This window comes from Streptomyces sp. NPDC088747 (genome assembly GCF_044751025.1).
Taxonomy (GTDB): Bacteria; Actinomycetota; Actinomycetes; order Streptomycetales; family Streptomycetaceae; genus Streptomyces.
In genome coordinates this window covers 122,050-138,110 of record NZ_JBIVKZ010000005.1, presented here as the reverse complement: position 1 = coordinate 138,110, position 16,061 = coordinate 122,050, and the positions used below count along the sequence as shown (strand labels likewise).

Below are 16,061 nucleotides of genomic sequence, written 5' to 3'. Positions count from 1 at the left end.
CCTCGTCCCGAGTGGTCCCGCTCAGTCGGCGGACCCGCGGGGCCGGTCCGCCGAGGGCCTCATTCGATCTCGATGGTGATCGTCGACCCCTTGGGTGCCGTGTCGCCGCCGTCCACCGACTGGCCCTTGACCGAGTTCCCGAAGAGGCTGAGCAGGCCGCGGTCCTCGTCGACCTCGAAGCCGGCGTCCTCCAGCTGCTGCCTGGCGTCGTCCACGCTGTCGCCCACGACGTCCGGGACCTCGACGAGCTCGGGGCCCTTGGAGACCGTCAGCGTGATGGTGGCGCCCTCGGCGGCCTCGCTGCCCTCGCCGGGGGACTGTTCGGCGACCAGGCCCTTGTCGAACTCCGAGTTGACCTGCTCGGCGGCGATCTTCACCTTCAGACCGGCCTCCTCCAGCTCCGCGGTGGCGTCCTCCACCGAGGCTCCCGTGACGTCGGCGACCTCCACCGGGCTGCCCTTGCTGACGGTGATCCTGATGGCGGAGCCCGCGCGTCGCTCGGTGCCGGCTTCCGGGTCGGTGCTGATCACCGAGCCGCTGGCGACGTCGTCGCTGAACTCGCGGGTCACGATGCCCGCCGCCAGGCCCTTGTCCTTCAGTTCGGCCCTGGCCTCGTCCAGCTCCGAGCCCTGGAGGTCGGGCACCTTCACCGTCTCCGGGCCGTCGGAGACGGTCAGGTCGACGGAGTCGTTGTCACGGATGCGGTCGCCCACGGCCGGGTCGCTGCTGATGACGCTGCCGCGCTCCACGGTGTCGCTGTAGGCGTGCTTGACCTTCCCGGCGTCCAGACCGGCGTCCGCCAGCCGATCCTTGGCCTGGGCCTCGGTTACCGCCAGGACCGCCGGGACCCGGGTGAACTGACCGGAGTTGATGTACCAGACGCCCGCGCCGACGCCGAGCACCAGAAGGACGGCGGTGACGATCGCGAGCGTGGTGCGCCGGGACCGGCCCGGACCGCGCCGCGCGGGCGCGAACCCCTCGGACGCGAACTGGCCGGTCCGCTCGAACCGGCTGGTCGCGTCGAGCGGGGCGCCGCCCTCGTACTCGTTCACCGGCAGCGGGCGCGGCACGGACAGCGAGCGCGGGATCACGCTCGTACGGTCGTCGGCGTTGTGGTGACCCGTGGCGAGGGCCTGCGGCGGTACGGCGTCGAGTTGGGCGGCGCTGAGCTCCGCCCGGGCCTCCAGGGCGTCTCCCAGCAGCGCAACCGCGTCGGGCGGGCGCACCGCGGGGTTGCGCGCCGTCGCGGAGGCGACCAGCTCGTCGAGCTGGAACGCCAGCCCCGGCACGGCTGCCGACGGCGGCGGTACGTCCGCGTGGAGGTGCTGGTAGAACACCTGGGCGGGGGAGTCCCCGGAGTGCGGCTTGGCGCCGGTGAGCATTTCGTAGAGGACGATTCCGCAGGCGTAGACGTCGACGCGGGCGTCCGCCGTGCCGTGCTCGATCTGCTCGGGGGCGAGATACGAGACGGTGCCGAGGACCGCGCCCGTCGTGTTGGTGACGGTGTCCACGGCCCGCACCAGCCCGAAGTCGGCGACCTTCACCCGGCCGTCGTCCCCTATCAGGACGTTCTCCGGCTTCATGTCGCGGTGCACGAACCCGGCGCGGTGGGCCGCGCCGAGGGCGGCGAGCACCGGCTCCAGGATGTCGAGCGCGGCCCGCGGCTGGAGGGCGCCGCGCTCGCGCAGCACGTCGCGCAGGGTGCACCCGGCGACGTACTCCATGGCCAGATAGACGTACGACCCGGCCGTGCCCTGGTCGAAGACCTGCACCACGTTCGGGTGCGCGAGCCGGGCCACCGACTTGGCCTCACGGATGAACCGCTCGACGAACGAGCCGTCCGCGGCCAGGGCCGGGTGCATCACCTTGAGGGCGAGCACGCGGTCGAGGCGGGTGTCCAGGGCCCGGTAGACCGTGGCCATCCCGCCGACCGCGATCCGCGCGTCGACGCGATAGCGGCCGTCGAGCAGCTGCCCGACAAGCGGGTCCTGAAGGGTCGTATCCACGCAGGTGAGTCTACGAGCCGCCACTGTCACACCCCACCCGTTCGGCCCATACCGGGGCTGGACTGCAGCCGAGCTGTGACGCACCTCGCACGCGCGGGGACCGCCGGACGGAACCCCTAGAACGCCGGCCGCTCCGGATCCAGCCGGGCCAGACCCTCCGCCGGAGAGGACGCCTCGGCGAAGTGGCGCCGGGGAATCCGCCCCGCGCGGCGGGCGAGCCGTCCGGCCTCCACGGCGTGCCGCATGCCCTCCGCCATGAGCACCGGCTCCTGCGCCCGGGTCACGGCCGAGGCGAGCATCACACCGGCACACCCCAGCTCCATCGCGAGCGCCGCGTCGGACGCCGTACCGGCCCCCGCGTCCAGGATCACCGGCACGCGCGCGTGCTCCACGATCAGCTGGAAGTTGTGTGGATTGCGGATGCCGAGGCCGGATCCGATCGGCGACCCCAGCGGCATGACCGCGGCGCACCCGACGTCCTCCAGCTTCCGCGCGAGCACCGGGTCGTCGTTCGTGTACGGCAGCACCGTGAACCCGTCGTCCACCAGCGTCTCCGCCGCGTCTAGGAGCTCGATCGGGTCCGGCAGCAGCGTGCGCTCGTCGGCGATGACCTCCAGCTTGACCAGGTCGGTGCCCAGCGCCTCGCGCGCGAGGCGGGCGGTCAGCACGGCCTCGCCCGCGGTGAAGCACCCCGCCGTGTTGGGCAGCACCCGGATGCCGAGCCGGTCGAGCACGGACAGCACCGAACCGTGCGCGGACGCGTCGACACGGCGCATCGCGACCGTCGTCAGCTCCGTGCCCGAGGCGACGAGCGAGCGCTCCAGGACGTCGAGGCTGGGCGCACCCCCCGTACCCATGATCAGCCGGGACGAGAAGGACGTACCCCCGAGGACGAAGGGATCGTCGGCCATGGGTCAGCCTCCTTGGACGGCGGTGAGGACTTCGACGCGGTCTCCCTCGGAGAGGGACGTGGACGACCACCGCGCGCGCGGGACGACGGTCTCGTTGAGGGCGGCGGCGACGCCGGAGGGCGCCGGGGTGAGTGCGGCGACGAGGGTGTCGAGGGCGGTGCCGGCGGCGATCCGCCGCCGCTCCCCGTTGACGAGGACACTGACGAGGACGCTCATGCGGGCTGCTCCGTACGGGCCGGGCTGAAGCGCTGGGGAGTGAAGGGGCGTGCCACCTCGGGGAGTTCACCGGTGGTCAGGGCGTGTGCCAGCGCGTCGCCGGTGACCGGGGTCAGCAGGACGCCGTTGCGGTGGTGCCCGGTGGCGAGGAGGAGGCCGTCGAGCTCGGTCGGGCCGAGCAGCGGCGCGTTGTCCGGCGACCCGGGGCGCAGTCCTGCGCGGGTCTCGGTGAGCGGCAGCTCGGTGATCCCGGGGACCAGCTCATGGGCGTCGCGCAGCAGCTCGTACACGCCGCCCGCGGTCACCGTGGTGTCCCAGCCCAGCTCCTCGCTGGTCGCGCCGACGACGAGCTCGCCGTTCTCGCGCGGCACCAGGTAGATCTGCCCGCCCCGCACCACGGCGCGCACGGTCCGGCTCAGGAAGGGCGCGTACGGCTTCGGCACGGTCAGCCGCAGCACCTGCCCCTTCACCGGGCGCACGGGCGGCAGTACGGCCTCGGGAACGCCCGCCAGGCGCCCACTGAGGCTGCCCGCCGCCAGCACCACCTGTCCCGCCGACAGTTCGGTGCCGTCCGCGGTGGTGACCCCGGTGGCCCGGTCCGCCGTGACGGTCAGCCGTTCGGCCCAGGTCCGGCGGAACACCACCCCGGCGCGCTCGCATGCGGTGACCAGGGCCTTCGCGAGCCGGCGCGGATCGACCTGGTGGTCGCCGTCGACGCGCAGTCCACCGCGTACGCCGGGCGCGAGCATCGGTTCGAGACGGCGGCACTCACGGCCGCTCAGCCACTCCGATTCGAGCCCCGACCGGCGTTGCAGGGCGTGCAGTTCACGCAGGTGGGCGCGGTCGTCGGCGTCCAGCGCGACGGCCAGGGTGCCGCACCTGCGGTAGCCGAGGTCCTGGCCGGTCGCCTCGGTGAGCTCGGCGGCGAAGTCCGGGTAGCGGCGCGCGGAGGCGAGGTTGAGGCCCAGCAGGGTCTCCTCGCCGTAGTGCAGTTCGGTGACCGCGGCGAGCATTCCGGCCGCGACCTGCGCGGCGCCGCCGCCCGGCTCGGGATCGACGAGAGCGGTCGTGAACCCGCGCTGCGCGGCCCGCCAGGCCGTCACGAGGCCGATGATCCCGCCCCCGACGACCAGGACGTCCGCGGTGCGCGAAGTCCGGTGCGCGTGGGACGTGTGAGGCGCGTGAGATGTGCGAGGTTCGTGAGATGTGTGGAACGCGTCCGACGGTGTACGCGACATGGGCGTCCAGCCCCTCCCTTCGCCGGCATGACCCGGATCAGGTTCGTACGGTCGGAGGCCGCTCCAGCCTCCCTCTCAGCCCGGTGCGTCCGGGCTCCCGCGAGTGCTTTACGTTGGCCAGCGTAGCCCGCTGCCGTATGTCTCAGTAAGGGAGCCTCCGTCCATGGCCCGTTCGCTCGACGGCCTCGTCCTGTCCCCGGTCGCCGACCAGGCACCCGGCCAGGTGGGCACCAGCACCCGCTTCGTCTACCGCGAGCGGGACGGCGTGATCTGGGCCGACTACGCGGGCGGAGACGTCGTACGCGGCCACCTCGTCGGCACCCGCGAGGGCGACCGGCTCGACTTCCGCTACGTTCAGCTGAAGCACGACGGCGACACCTCCTCGGGCCACTGCGTCTCCCGCGTGACGGAGCTGCCCGACGGGCGCGTACGCCTGGAGGAGACCTGGGAGTGGGAGTCGCGGCGCGGCAGCGGGACCAGCGTCGTGGAGGAGGTCCGGGCGGCCGAGGGCGACGCGGGCCAGGTCGGGGCGGGCGCTGTGGACCAGGTCACCGAGCACGCCCCCTGACTGACTCCTTGTCAGCTGTCTATGGTGATCAGGTGACCGAGAAGACGCGGGTTCAGGAGCGGGCGGTACGGCAGGTCGTCGTCGTGGGCGCCGGCATGGCGGGCGTGCAGACCGCGGTCGCCCTGCGTGAACAGGGCTTCGCCGGCGACGTGACACTGATCGGCGCGGAACCGCACCAGCCCTACGACCGGCCACCGCTGTCCAAGGCCGTGCTGCTCGGCAAGGCCGAGGGCTCCGCCTTCGACATCTCCTTCGAGGCACTGGGCATCGAACTGCGTCTCGGGAACGAGGCGCTCGGCGTCCGCCCCGGGGACCACGAACTGGACACCGCCACCGGCCCGGTGCCGTACGACGCCCTGGTCATCGCCACGGGCGCCGAACCCATCCGGCTGCCGGGCACCGAGGGCCTACCCGGGGTCCATCTGCTGCGCACCCTGGACGACGCCGAACGGCTGCGGCCGGTCCTCGCGGCGCAGCACGACATCGTGGTGGTCGGGGCGGGCTGGATCGGCGCCGAGTTCGCCACCGCCGCGCGGGAGGCGGGGTGCGCGGTGACCGTCGTCGAGGCCGCCGACCGGCCGCTCGCCGGGGCGCTGCCCGCCGAGGTCGCCGCGCCGATGGCCGCCTGGTACGCGGACAGCGGCGCGTCGCTGCGCACCCACGCGCGCGTGGAGCGCGTCGAGCCCGGCGCGGTGGTGCTGGACGACGGCACCCGGGTGCCCGCGGGCGCCGTGGTCGTCGGCATCGGCGCGCGCCCGGCCACCGGCTGGCTCAGCGGCTCCGGCATCGACCTGGGCGCCCACCGCGAGATCGTGGCCGACGACCATCTGCGCACCTCCCTGCCGGACGTCTACGCGGTCGGTGACTGCGCCTCCTTCCCCTCGGGACGCTACGAGGGCCGTCTGCTGGTCCACCACTGGGACAACGCCCTCCAGGGCCCGCGCACGGTGGCGGCGAACATCATCGGCGAGTCCCCCGTGGCGTACGACCCCGTCCCCTACTTCTGGTCCGAGCAGTTCGGCCGCTTCGTGCAGTACGTCGGCCACCACGCCCTCGCCGACACCACCGTGTGGCGCGGCGACCCGGCCGGTGCCGCCTGGTCGGTCTGCTGGCTGCACGAGGGTCGGCTCGTCGCCCTTCTGGCGGTCGGCCGGCCCCGGGACCTGGCCCAGGGCCGGAAACTCATCGAGGCGGGCACCAGGATGGACCCGGAACTCCTCTCGGACCCGTCGCGGCCCCTGAAAACGGCGACTCCGACGCCGTAGCGAGGCCCGGTTCGCGGAGGGCGCAACCGCCGCGGGACGGGCGATCCAGCAGCTCGGCGGGCGATTCCGCCCCGCGCCGGCCCGTTCCCGACGGGGCTCGGCTACCGAGTGTCAGTCCGGGATGGCAGGCTTGTCCCGTGACCGAGATTGACGCAAAGATCGATGCTCTCGTCCCCGCCTGGCTCACTCTCCCCGACATCGCCGAGCAGTTCGGTGTCGAGGTGACCCGCGTCCGGCAGTTGGTCAGGGAGGGCCAGCTGATCGCCGTACGCCGTGGTGAGAACCGCGCGCTGCACGTCCCCGCCGCTTTCGTCGACGGGGCCGAGCAGAAGGTCGTCAAGGGCCTGACAGGCACCCTGACGCTCCTGCGGGACGACGGTTTCTCCGACGAAGAGATGCTCGAGTGGCTCTTCACCCCCGACCCGAGCCTGCCCGGCACCCCCGCGCAGGCTCTCAGCGAGAATCGCGGCACGGAGGTGAAGCGCCGCGCCCAGGCGCTCGCCGTCTGAGCTGTACGGACAGTCCGACGTCCGGACCATGGCGGCCGGGACCACCCCGGCCGCCATGGTCCCCACGCACCGACCACGGGGGACATACGCATGCCCGACACCGCCGACACCGCACGCGCCCGGCTCGCCGACGCCCGCGTCTATCTGTGCACGGACGCCCGCAGACGCCAGGGTGACCTCGCCGAGTTCCTGGACGCGGTCCTGGCCGGCGGCGTCGACATCGTGCAGTTGCGCGACAAGGGCATGGAGGCGGCCGAGGAACTGGAGCACCTCCAGGTCTTCGCGGACGCCTGCGCACGCCACGGCAGGCTCCTCGCGGTCAACGACCGGGCGGACGTCGCGCACGCTTCCGGCGCCGACGTGCTGCACCTGGGCCAGGGCGACCTGCCGGTCCCCGCGGCCCGCGCCGTCCTCGGCGACCGGGTCCTGATCGGCCGCTCCACCCACGCCGAGTCCGAGGCCGCGGCAGCCGCCGTCCAGGACGGCGTGGACTACTTCTGCACTGGCCCCTGCTGGCCGACGCCCACCAAGCCCGGCCGCCACGCACCCGGCCTCGACCTCGTCCGGTACACGGCCTCGCTGGGCACCGACCGCCCCTGGTTCGCCATCGGCGGCATCGACCTCGGCAACCTCGACGAGGTGCTGGAGGCGGGTGCCCGCCGCGCCGTCGTCGTACGGGCCATCACGGAGGCGGACGATCCGGGGGCGGCGGCCGGAGAGTTCGCCAAGCGGCTGCGCGACGTTCAGCTTTCCCGGTAGGGCGGTGGTCACGACCCGGTGAGCCACCGCCCCGGGGAGTCCGATGGCCGAAAAGCCGTCCTGACCCTGTCCGAAGGGTGGACAAGAAGTCGACAGATCGGACAATTGTCGGGCGTTCGGTTGGGGGACCCGGCCGCCCTGACTAACCTGCGGGTATGGCCCTCGGATCTGCTTCCACCAGGACTGACCGCGCACGGACCGTGCGCGACATGCTCGCGACCGGCAACAAGACGTACTCCTTCGAGTTCTCCGCGCCGAAGACCCCCAAGGGCGAGCGGAACCTGTGGAACGCGCTGCGCCGGGTGGAGGCGGTCGCCCCCGACTTCGTCTCCGTGACCTACGGCGCCGGCGGATCCACCCGCGCGGGCACGGTCAAGGAGACCCAGCAGATCGTCGCCGACACGACGCTCACCCCCGTCGCCCACCTCACCGCGGTCAACCACTCCGTCGCGGAGCTGCGCAACATCATCGGCCAGTACGCGGACGCCGGGATCCGCAACATCCTCGCGGTGCGCGGCGACCCGCCCGGCGACCCCATGGGCGACTGGGTGTCACACCCCCAGGGCCTGACCTACGCGGCCGAACTCGTCCGTCTCATCAAGGAGTCGGGGGACTTCTGCGTCGGGGTCGCGGCTTTCCCCGAGACGCATCCGCGTTCCGAGACCTGGGACCTGGACGTCGCGCACTTCGTCGACAAGTGCCGCGCCGGCGCCGACTACGCGATCACACAGATGTTCTTCCACCCCGAGTCGTATCTCCGTCTGCGTGACCGCGTCGTCACGGCGGGCTGCGCGACCCCGGTGATCCCCGAGGTAATGCCGGTCACAAGTGTGAAGATGCTGGAGAGGCTTCCGCAGCTCAGCAACGCCTCGATCCCGGACGTTCTGAAAGAGCGGATCCTCACAGCCAAAGACGATCCGGCGGCTGTACGCTCCATTGGCATCGAGTTCGCGACGGAGTTCTGCGCGAGGCTGCTGGCCGAGGGAGTACCCGGACTGCACTTCATCACGCTCAACAACTCCACGGCGACACTGGAAATTTACGACAATCTGGGTCTGCACCACCCGCAGCAGACCTAGACCGGTCGCACCCGCGTACGACACACTGCGTAGCGGCCACTGGGAGAGGGGCGTACATGGGCTGGACGGTCCTCTATATCGCGTTCGGTGTCGTCGCGCTGTGGCTGCTGGGCGAGGTGCTGCTGCAGTACAAGGCGCGGCTTCGTTACCGGCTGCTCGCCTTCGCGGGCTTTGTCGGTGTGGTCCTCGGCGTGCTGATCCCCAACGTGTTGGTCATCGGCCTGGGTGCGGTGGCCTTCGCGATCGGTCAGACCTATGTGACGCTGTCGTTCCGCCGCGGCTTCGCGGAGGGCTGGGCCGTCGGCAACCGCCAGGGCGCCGACGACGCCAAGGGCAAGAGCAAGCGCCGCCGGGGCGAGCCGGAGTTCCAGGACCCGACGCTTCAGGTCTCGGGTCTGGAGGCGGCCGAGACCACGACGTTCCCGCCGCAGGGCGAGTACCCGGGCGAGGACGACGTCTTCTCGCCCGCGCAGTCCGACCGCTTCATGCCGCCCGGTTCGGGCGAGCCCGCCGGATCCACCGCCGTGTACGAGCCGCAGCCCCTGCCCGACGACACCGGTTCCTACGGCGTCTACGACGCCAACGCCTACGCGGCGGGGGCCGACCAGTCCTACGCGAACGCTGCCCAGGGCCAGGACCAGCAGGCGTACGCGTACGACGGCTACTCCGGTTACGACCAGCAGCAGTACGGCTACGACAGCAACGGCCAGCAGCAGTACGCCGCCTACTCCGACCCGTACATCGGCACGCAGACGTACAGCGGCGCCTCGTACGACAACACCACCTACGGCGGCGGTGACCAGCAGCAGTACCAGCAGCAGAACTACGGGCAGGACCAGTACGGCGGTTACGCCGGGGACGGCACCCCGCCCGGCGGCGTCTGGGTGCCGCAGCAGCGCAACACCGACGACGCGTACGGCGGCGAACTCCCGCCGGAGCAGCAGTACCCCTACCCGGAGAACGGCAACGGGGGCGGCAACGGGAACGGGAACAGCAACGGGAACGGCTCGGGGTACGACGAGCAGCAGTACCGGTACTGACGAGCAGCGGTACCGGTACCGGTACCGAGGGCGGCCCGCACCGGCGTGGTGCGGGCCTTTGTGCGCCCCGTCCCCGTCCGTGTCTCAGTCCCAGTCGCAGTCCCCGTCTCCGTCCTCATGCGGATCCCTGTCCGCCGACGGCCCTCAGCTCGCCGTGAGGTTCACCGTGAGCCCCGGAACTCCGGTCCCTCGACGACCAGTCCGGCCACCAGCGCTCCCGACATCCCCGCGTGGGGGAGGCCGCCTCCCGGGTGTGCCCAGCCGCCGACCGCGAACAGGCCCGGCAGACGGGTGCTGTTCGCCGGGTGCAGCAGGGTGCCGGCCGAGCCCGCCAGCGAGGGAGCGGGTATGCCGCCGCCCTGGGCGCCGGTCTCCTCCTCCGTGTGCGCGGGAGTGCGCACCTCGCGCCACAGCACCCGTTCACGCAGCCCCGGAACGGCCCGCTCGGCGGCGGTGACCATGCGGTCGGCGAAGTCGTCCGCGGCTCCGGACGCGGTCCAGTCGTGATGGGCACCGGACGGCACCGTCGACGTGAGCACCACGGACTCGTGGGCGCCGTCGGGGCGCAGCCGCGGGTCGTCAGGGCGCTCGACCCAGACGGTCGGCCGCTCGGGTGGGGTGCCGGGTCCGAAAAGGTCGAACTCCCGCTCCCGGTCGGTGGTGTGGACGACCGTGCGGTGCGCGGCGCCGGCCTCTCGCGCGCCGCGCAGGGCCAGGCAGACCAGGACCTTGCCCGCGACGAGGGACTCCGCGGTCGGCCGCACCTCGTCACCCGCGTACAACTCGGGGCGGCTCAGGCCGCTCAGCCGCCAGGGGCCGCTGCCGACGACCGTGTCCGCCTCCGCGACGGTGCCGTCCCGCAGCTCGACCCCCGCGGCCCGGCCGTCCTTCTCCACGATCCCGGTGACCTCGGCGCCGAAGACGAACTCGACCCGCCGGGCGACACACCGCTCGTACACCGCGCGCGCCAACTCCCGCAGGCCGCCGCGCACATACCAGGTGCCGAAGGCGTGCTCCATGTACGGCAGCACCGCGGCGCTCGCCGGGGCGACGCGCGGGTCGAGACCGCAGGCGAGGGCGTGGCTCTCCAGGAGGGCCGTCAGACGCGGGTCCCGCAGCTCCCAGGCGCCGACCTCGGCGAGGGTGGTGGCCCGCCGGGTGCGCAGCAGCCGCTTGTGCGGCACCGCCGGATAGGGCTCGCGCTCGGCGAGCACCTGCCAGTTCGGCCACAGGGGCTCCTCCAGGAGCGGTCTGCGCGTGCGGTCCCACGCCTCGCGCGCCCGCACCAGGAAGTCGCCCCACCGCTCGCCCGCGCCCGCGCCGAGCGCCTCGGTCAGCGCGGTGACGACGCCCGCGCGGGACGCGTTCGGCAGGGAGACGTCCGTGCCGTCCGCGAAGACATGGCGCGAGGACGGGTCCACCTGGACCAGCTCGACGCACGCTTCCAGCGGCTCCTTGCCGGTCTTGAGGAACAGGTCGCGGTAGACCGCGGGCAGCGGCAGCAGCCCGGGTCCCGTGTCGAACGCGAAGCCGTCGCGCTCGAACCGGCGCACCGCACCGCCGTACGTCGCCGTGCGCTCGTACACCACCACCCGGTGGCCCGCGACGGCCAGCCGGGCGGCGGCCGCCATCGCGCCCATCCCGGCGCCCATCACCGCAATTCGTGCCATGCCAGGGACCCTATCGGCCGCCACCGACAATCCCGTCCGACGGTCAGTCGGGCCAACTGCCCACCCGCGCCGCCAGCCGTTTCTCCTCCCGGCGCTGGGCCCTGCGGCGCCGGAAACGTCTGATCCGCGAGATCAGGAAGAAGAGCACCACCAGACCGGCGATCAGCAGGACTGCGGCGATGATCGCGGCGGCCTGGGGGTGGAACATCGCGAAGGTGAGGATCCCCGCGACGCCCAGGTCCTCGGCGGTGCTCATGATGATGTTGCTGAACGGCTCGGGCGAGGTGTTGATCGCCATCCGGGTCCCGGCCTTGACGGTGTGACTCGCCAGCGCCGTCGAACCGCCGATCGCGCCGGCCGCCAGATCGGGGAGCGAGCCGCTCTGCCCGGCGAGCAGCGCTCCGACCACGGCGCCTGACACGGGCCGGATCACCGTGTGCACGGAGTCCCACACCGAATCGACGTACGGGATCTTGTCGGCGAACGCCTCGCAGAGGAAGAGCACGCCCGCCGCGATCAGGACCTCAGGACGCTGGAGGGACTCGGGGACGTCGTCGGTCAGGCCGGTCGCGCCGAAGAGGCCGAGGAGGAGCACCACCGCGTACGCGTTGATGCCGCTGGCCCAGCCGCTGGTGAAGACCAGGGGGAGTACGGACACGGAGGCGATGGTAACCAGTCGGCGACGGCACGTCCTGGGCTTGAGTACGTACGCGTGAGTACTCGTACCCAGGGGGATAGATGAGTACGCGCGCGGATGGGCCCCGACCTGCGCGAACGAGAGAGTGGAGGCACGGAAGGGGGCGCGGTTCCGGCACCGCCGACACGGGGCGGCGGAACGGTTCTCGCGCCCTTGTCCGCTCCTTCCGCCGATCCGTCGGCGGGAGCGAGGCAGGGGACCCGGGGATGACCGGACGGGTCCCGACGGGGGATCAGGGGAAGTACGGGGGAGCAGGGGGAAGTACGGGGGAGCACGGCGAGGCGCCGGTTCGAATGGCCCGCGGGGGACGCGGCCACATCGGACCGGCGCTTTCGTGTGCCGGGTGCCGGGTGCCGGGTGCCGGCGTGCGGGGATGCCGGGGTGGCCCTCGGCGGGTGCCGTGCTGTCCTCAGCGGGTGCCGCTCACCCGTCCCTGGAGCAGCCGGGAGAGGGCCGAGTGGACGTCGTCCAGGGAACGCTCGGACTGGAACGCCTGCCAGTCCAGGGCGGCCACCAGGACCATGCCGACCAGCGCGGCGGCCGTCAGCGGGATGTCGATCTCCTCACTGAGCTCACCGCCTGCCACGCCGTCGCGCAGGACGTCCTCGACGACCGCGACCGCCTCCTGCCTGACCACCAGGAGCGTGGACTGCCAGGCGCGGTTGGTGCGCCACAGCTCGGCCACGTACAGCTGGGCGAAGGCCGGATAGCGGTCGATGAAGACGAGCCCGGCCCGGATCATCGCGTCCAGCGCGTCGACCTTGCTGCCGCCCTCGCCCGCGGTCCGCTCGGCCGCCTCCCGGAGAGAGGCGGTGAGGAGGCCGACGCCATGCCGCAGCAACTCCTCGAAGAGGACGGACTTGCTCGCGAAGTTGTAGTAGACCGTGCCCTTCGCGACCCCGGCGCGTTCGGCGATCTCGTCCACCGTGGTGGCGGAGAAGCCCTGTTCGGCGATCAAAGTTACGGCCGCCTCGTAGAGCTTCTGCCGGGTCGCCTCGCGGCGGCCGCCGCCGGCCGCCGTGGTGCTGCTGCTTTCCATGACCCCGATTGTCACAGGGCCGCCCGCGCGCGCGGTCACAGGCTCAGTTCCGGGTGCAGCCGGTCGAGCGTCCACACCTGCTTGCGGCGTGCGGACAGGGCGGTGAGAGCCAGGGCGCCCACGGTGAAGGCCGTCAGGACGGCGCACGCCTGCCAGACCGGCCCGAGGCCGCCTCCCGTGATGAGCCTCCTGAGGGCGTCGACGACGTAACTCATCGGCAGGAAGGGGTGGATCGCGTTGAAGAAGCCCGGACTGGTCTGGACGGGGTACGTGCCGCCCGCCGAGGTCAGCTGGAGCATCAGGAAGGCGAGCACGAGGATCCGGCCCGCCGCTCCGAAGCGGGCGTTCAGCCACTGCACGATCGCCGCGAAGCACGCCGTCACCAGGAACAGGAAGCCCACGGTTCCGGCCGCGTGGGCCATTTCCAGGCCGATCGCCCAGTGCAGCACGGACATCAGGGCCGCCGCCTGGAGCACCCCGATCGCGGCCACCGGCAGCCAGCCCGCCAGCGCGATACGCCAGGCGGAGGCCCCGGCCGCGAGCGCGCGCCGGTTGAGAGGCTGGATCAGCATGTACGCCACCATCGCGCCCACCCAGAGGGACAGCGGGATGAAGTACGGGGCGAAGCCGGTGCCGTAGTTGGGCGCCTTGTGGAGGTCCCGCGAGGCGAGCCGCACCGGGTCCGACATGACGCCGGTGCGCTGGTCGCGGTCCGGTTCGTCGTAGTCGGGGATCTGCCCGGCTCCGTCGTGCAGTCCGTCGGCGAGGGTTCCGGAGCCGTCGACGAGCTTGTAGAGGCCGCTGCCGAGGTCGCTCGCGCCGGTCGTCAGCTTGCCGAGGCCGGTGTCGAGGTCCGCGGCGCCGGTCTTGGCGGTGCCGAGCCCCGTGTGCAGCGTCTCGGCTCCGTCGGCGACCTTCCCGGCTCCCGCGTTCAGCTTGTTGATCTTGGAGACGGCGTCGTCGAGGTCCTCGGAGAGGTGCGGAGAGCGGTCGGCGAGCGCCTGGGCCTGCTTCTGGAGCGTGGCCAGGTCCTTGTCCAGCTCGTCGAGGCCGCCGTCCTGGTCCGCGACCAGCGTGTTGACGTCCTCGGCGACCGTGGCCACGTCCGCGGCCGCCTGCGTGGCCTTCTTCAGGTCGGGGCACGCGGCGTCCGGGACCGGCAGGGTCACGCAGCGCGCCTCGTAGACCGCGTCGAGCGTGTCGGAGGCGGTACGGGCGCCCTTGGCGGCGGCCGGGGCCGTCCTGACCAGGGTGCCGAGATCGCCGCGGATCCCGGAGGCGGCGTCGGCGACCAGCTGGGCCGTGTCGCCGATCGCCTTCTCGTTGTCCTTCAGGAAGGGGCCCACCTCGTCCGCGACCCCGTTGACCTTGTCGGCCAGGGTCTGCGTACCGTCCGCGACCTGCCGTGACCCGTCCTCCAGGTCACCGGCGCCGGTGTTGAGCTTCTTCAGGCCGGCGGAGAGCTTCCCACTGCCCGCCTTGGCGTCCTTCAGGCCGGCCGAGAGGTCCTTGGCCCCCTGCTCCGCCGTGCCGATCCCGCTCTCCAGCTTGTCGGCGCCCTTGGCGGCCTTCTCGGTCTTCCCGTGGATGTCCGAGAACGAGACGAAGATCCTGTCGAGGAACGACCGGGAGGCCTTCGTGGAAGCGGCCGTGCGCACCTCGCTGAACACCGTCCGGGAGATCTGCCCGACGATGTAGTTGTTCGCGTCGTTCGTACGCACCTGGAGCGCGCCCGTCTCCGGCGCGTCCCCGGAGCTGGAGGCGATCCGCTCGCTGAAGTCACTCGGCATGGTCAGCGACAGGTAGTAACTGCCGTCCTCGACACCCTCCCGGGCCTCTGCCCCGCTCACCTCGTGCCACTCGAAGGTGTCGCTGTCGCGCAGCCCCTTGGTGATGTCGTCGCCCGCGGTGATCTTCTGGCCCGAGGCGGTCGCCCCCTTGTCCTCGTTCACCAGCGCCACGGGGATGCGGTCGAGGCGGCCGTACGGGTCCCAGAACGACCACAGGTAGAGGGCGCCGTAGAGCAGAGGCAGCAGCAGGAGCGCGACCAGCGCGGCACGCGGGAGCCTGCCCCTGCCGAACCGCCTGAGCTCAAGCGAGGCCAGTCTCGGCGCGCGCATCGGCCGTCTCCTTGTCGTGGTGTCGGCCGCTGTCGCTGTCGCTGTCGACAGCCTGCTCGGAGTCGGCGTCGGCGTCTGTGTCCGAAGTCGCGTCCGTGTCGGCGTCTTCGTCGGCGTCCGGGTTCGTGGTGGTGTGGTCGTGCGTCCGCTGGTCCGTGGCCGTCCGGTCGTCCGTGGGCCGGGTGGAGACGGTCACGGCGTCCTCCGGAGCCTCGTCGCACACCGCGACGACCGTGGTCCCGGACTCGGCGAGCGAGCGCAACAGGGCCCAGGCCGCGGCCCGTTCGGCAGCCGGCAACTTGAGATCCAGGTCGTCGACGACCAGCAGGCGCGGACGGCCGATGAGAGCCAGCGCGACCGACAGCCGCAGCGACTCCAGGCGCTCCAGGTCGCGTACGGACGTTCGGGAACCCTTGGGCAGCGTCTCCCGGTCGAGCCCGGCGGCGGCCAGGGCGGTGTCGATCCGCAGCTTCGCCTCGGCGGCCCGTTCGGCACGGGGCCGCAGCAACTCCCGCAGCGAACCCCCGAACCGCCGTTGCAGCAGCGCCCGTTCCAGCAGGTGCTCCCCGACGGTCAGGGCCGGGTCCAGATCGGTGACGCCGGGCACATGGGCCGGCGCGCTGATCCGGCGCACCGCCGACATCTGCTCGGGCAGCGGGAAGGAGCCGACCACGGCCCGCCCCTCGCTCGGCTTCATCCGCCCGCTGAGCGCCAGCAGCAGACAGGTCCGGCCGGAACCGGACGGCCCCACGACAGCGACCAGCGAGCCGGGCCCGGCGGTGACCGCCAGGTCCCGGAACGCCCACCCGCGCGGCCCCTTGAGCCCGAACCCCTCGGCCCTGACGGCGACTCCGTGGTGCTCGCCCACAGCTCCCCCTCCGAGAGCCGACCGGCACGGCCGGCTCCTGAAACCGTTTCCGAACTGACGGGCAGTTCTTGAACTG

15 protein-coding genes and 1 riboswitch are annotated in these 16,061 nt (G+C 72.3%); of the genes, 6 read left to right on the top strand and 9 right to left on the bottom strand.

Features of this window, described 5'->3' with window-relative positions:
* Window positions 1-59 precede the first annotated feature (59 nt).
* The 4 genes from pknB to thiO form a co-directional block, all read right to left on the bottom strand.
* Complete coding sequence (pknB, locus tag ACIP79_RS13970; RefSeq protein ID WP_401222902.1) at window positions 60-2,006, bottom strand: Stk1 family PASTA domain-containing Ser/Thr kinase; 1,947 nt, start codon at window positions 2,004-2,006, stop codon at window positions 60-62.
* A 116-nt stretch (window positions 2,007-2,122) separates the two neighbouring features.
* Complete coding sequence (locus tag ACIP79_RS13965) at window positions 2,123-2,917, bottom strand: thiazole synthase (RefSeq protein WP_401222900.1); 795 nt, start codon at window positions 2,915-2,917, stop codon at window positions 2,123-2,125.
* Window positions 2,918-2,920: 3 nt separating this feature from the next.
* A complete protein-coding gene (gene thiS / locus ACIP79_RS13960) occupies window positions 2,921-3,133 on the bottom strand; it encodes a sulfur carrier protein ThiS (RefSeq protein WP_401222898.1) in 213 nt (70 codons plus the stop codon).
* Window positions 3,130-4,371: a glycine oxidase ThiO gene (thiO, locus tag ACIP79_RS13955; RefSeq protein WP_401222896.1), complete on the bottom strand. Its 1,242-nt coding sequence runs from the start codon at window positions 4,369-4,371 to the stop codon at window positions 3,130-3,132. The genes thiS and thiO overlap by 4 nt, the downstream gene beginning before the upstream one ends.
* Window positions 4,369-4,482, bottom strand: a riboswitch (TPP riboswitch). (Overlaps the previous gene by 3 nt.)
* Before the next feature lie 52 nt (window positions 4,483-4,534).
* Between thiO and ACIP79_RS13950 the strand changes: the two genes are divergently transcribed.
* The 6 genes from ACIP79_RS13950 to ACIP79_RS13925 all read left to right on the top strand — a co-directional run bounded on the left by ACIP79_RS13950 (window position 4,535) and on the right by ACIP79_RS13925 (window position 9,591).
* Window positions 4,535-4,939: a hypothetical protein gene (locus ACIP79_RS13950; protein WP_401222894.1), complete on the top strand. Its 405-nt coding sequence runs from the start codon at window positions 4,535-4,537 to the stop codon at window positions 4,937-4,939.
* 95 nt (window positions 4,940-5,034) lie between these two features.
* Window positions 5,035-6,204 (top strand): NAD(P)/FAD-dependent oxidoreductase, encoded by a 1,170-nt coding sequence (locus ACIP79_RS13945; RefSeq protein WP_401223413.1) that lies wholly within the window; start codon window positions 5,035-5,037, stop codon window positions 6,202-6,204.
* 137 nt (window positions 6,205-6,341) lie between these two features.
* Window positions 6,342-6,713, top strand: a complete 372-nt coding sequence (locus tag ACIP79_RS13940; RefSeq protein ID WP_399212590.1) for an Rv2175c family DNA-binding protein — start codon at window positions 6,342-6,344, stop codon at window positions 6,711-6,713.
* Between the two features lie 90 nt (window positions 6,714-6,803).
* Entirely contained in the window at window positions 6,804-7,472 is a 669-nt protein-coding gene (gene thiE / locus ACIP79_RS13935) for a thiamine phosphate synthase (RefSeq protein ID WP_387180413.1), read from the top strand.
* Between the two features lie 155 nt (window positions 7,473-7,627).
* Window positions 7,628-8,551: a methylenetetrahydrofolate reductase [NAD(P)H] gene (metF, locus tag ACIP79_RS13930; protein ID WP_383681413.1), complete on the top strand. Its 924-nt coding sequence runs from the start codon at window positions 7,628-7,630 to the stop codon at window positions 8,549-8,551.
* 56 nt (window positions 8,552-8,607) lie between these two features.
* Entirely contained in the window at window positions 8,608-9,591 is a 984-nt protein-coding gene (locus ACIP79_RS13925; RefSeq protein WP_401222891.1) for a hypothetical protein, read from the top strand.
* Between the two features lie 161 nt (window positions 9,592-9,752).
* Here ACIP79_RS13925 and ACIP79_RS13920 read toward each other — a convergent pair whose 3' ends face one another.
* The 5 genes from ACIP79_RS13920 to ACIP79_RS13900 all read right to left on the bottom strand — a co-directional run bounded on the left by ACIP79_RS13920 (window position 9,753) and on the right by ACIP79_RS13900 (window position 15,985).
* Window positions 9,753-11,261 carry a phytoene desaturase family protein gene (locus ACIP79_RS13920; protein ID WP_401222889.1) on the bottom strand — a complete coding sequence of 503 codons (1,509 nt, stop codon included), beginning with the start codon at window positions 11,259-11,261 and terminating at the stop codon, window positions 9,753-9,755.
* Between the two features lie 43 nt (window positions 11,262-11,304).
* Window positions 11,305-11,919: a DUF4126 domain-containing protein gene (locus tag ACIP79_RS13915; RefSeq protein ID WP_401222887.1), complete on the bottom strand. Its 615-nt coding sequence runs from the start codon at window positions 11,917-11,919 to the stop codon at window positions 11,305-11,307.
* A 448-nt stretch (window positions 11,920-12,367) separates the two neighbouring features.
* Window positions 12,368-12,997, bottom strand: a complete 630-nt coding sequence (locus ACIP79_RS13910; protein WP_383681420.1) for a TetR/AcrR family transcriptional regulator — start codon at window positions 12,995-12,997, stop codon at window positions 12,368-12,370.
* A gap of 35 nt (window positions 12,998-13,032) precedes the next feature.
* A complete protein-coding gene (locus ACIP79_RS13905; RefSeq protein WP_401222885.1) occupies window positions 13,033-15,117 on the bottom strand; it encodes a YhgE/Pip family protein in 2,085 nt (694 codons plus the stop codon).
* The gene (locus ACIP79_RS13900) at window positions 15,089-15,985 is read right to left on the bottom strand and encodes an ATP-binding cassette domain-containing protein (RefSeq protein ID WP_401222883.1); all 897 of its coding nucleotides are present in this window, start codon (window positions 15,983-15,985) and stop codon (window positions 15,089-15,091) included. Before ACIP79_RS13900 ends, ACIP79_RS13905 begins: the two co-directional genes overlap by 29 nt.
* Between the last annotated feature and the right edge of the window lie 76 nt (window positions 15,986-16,061).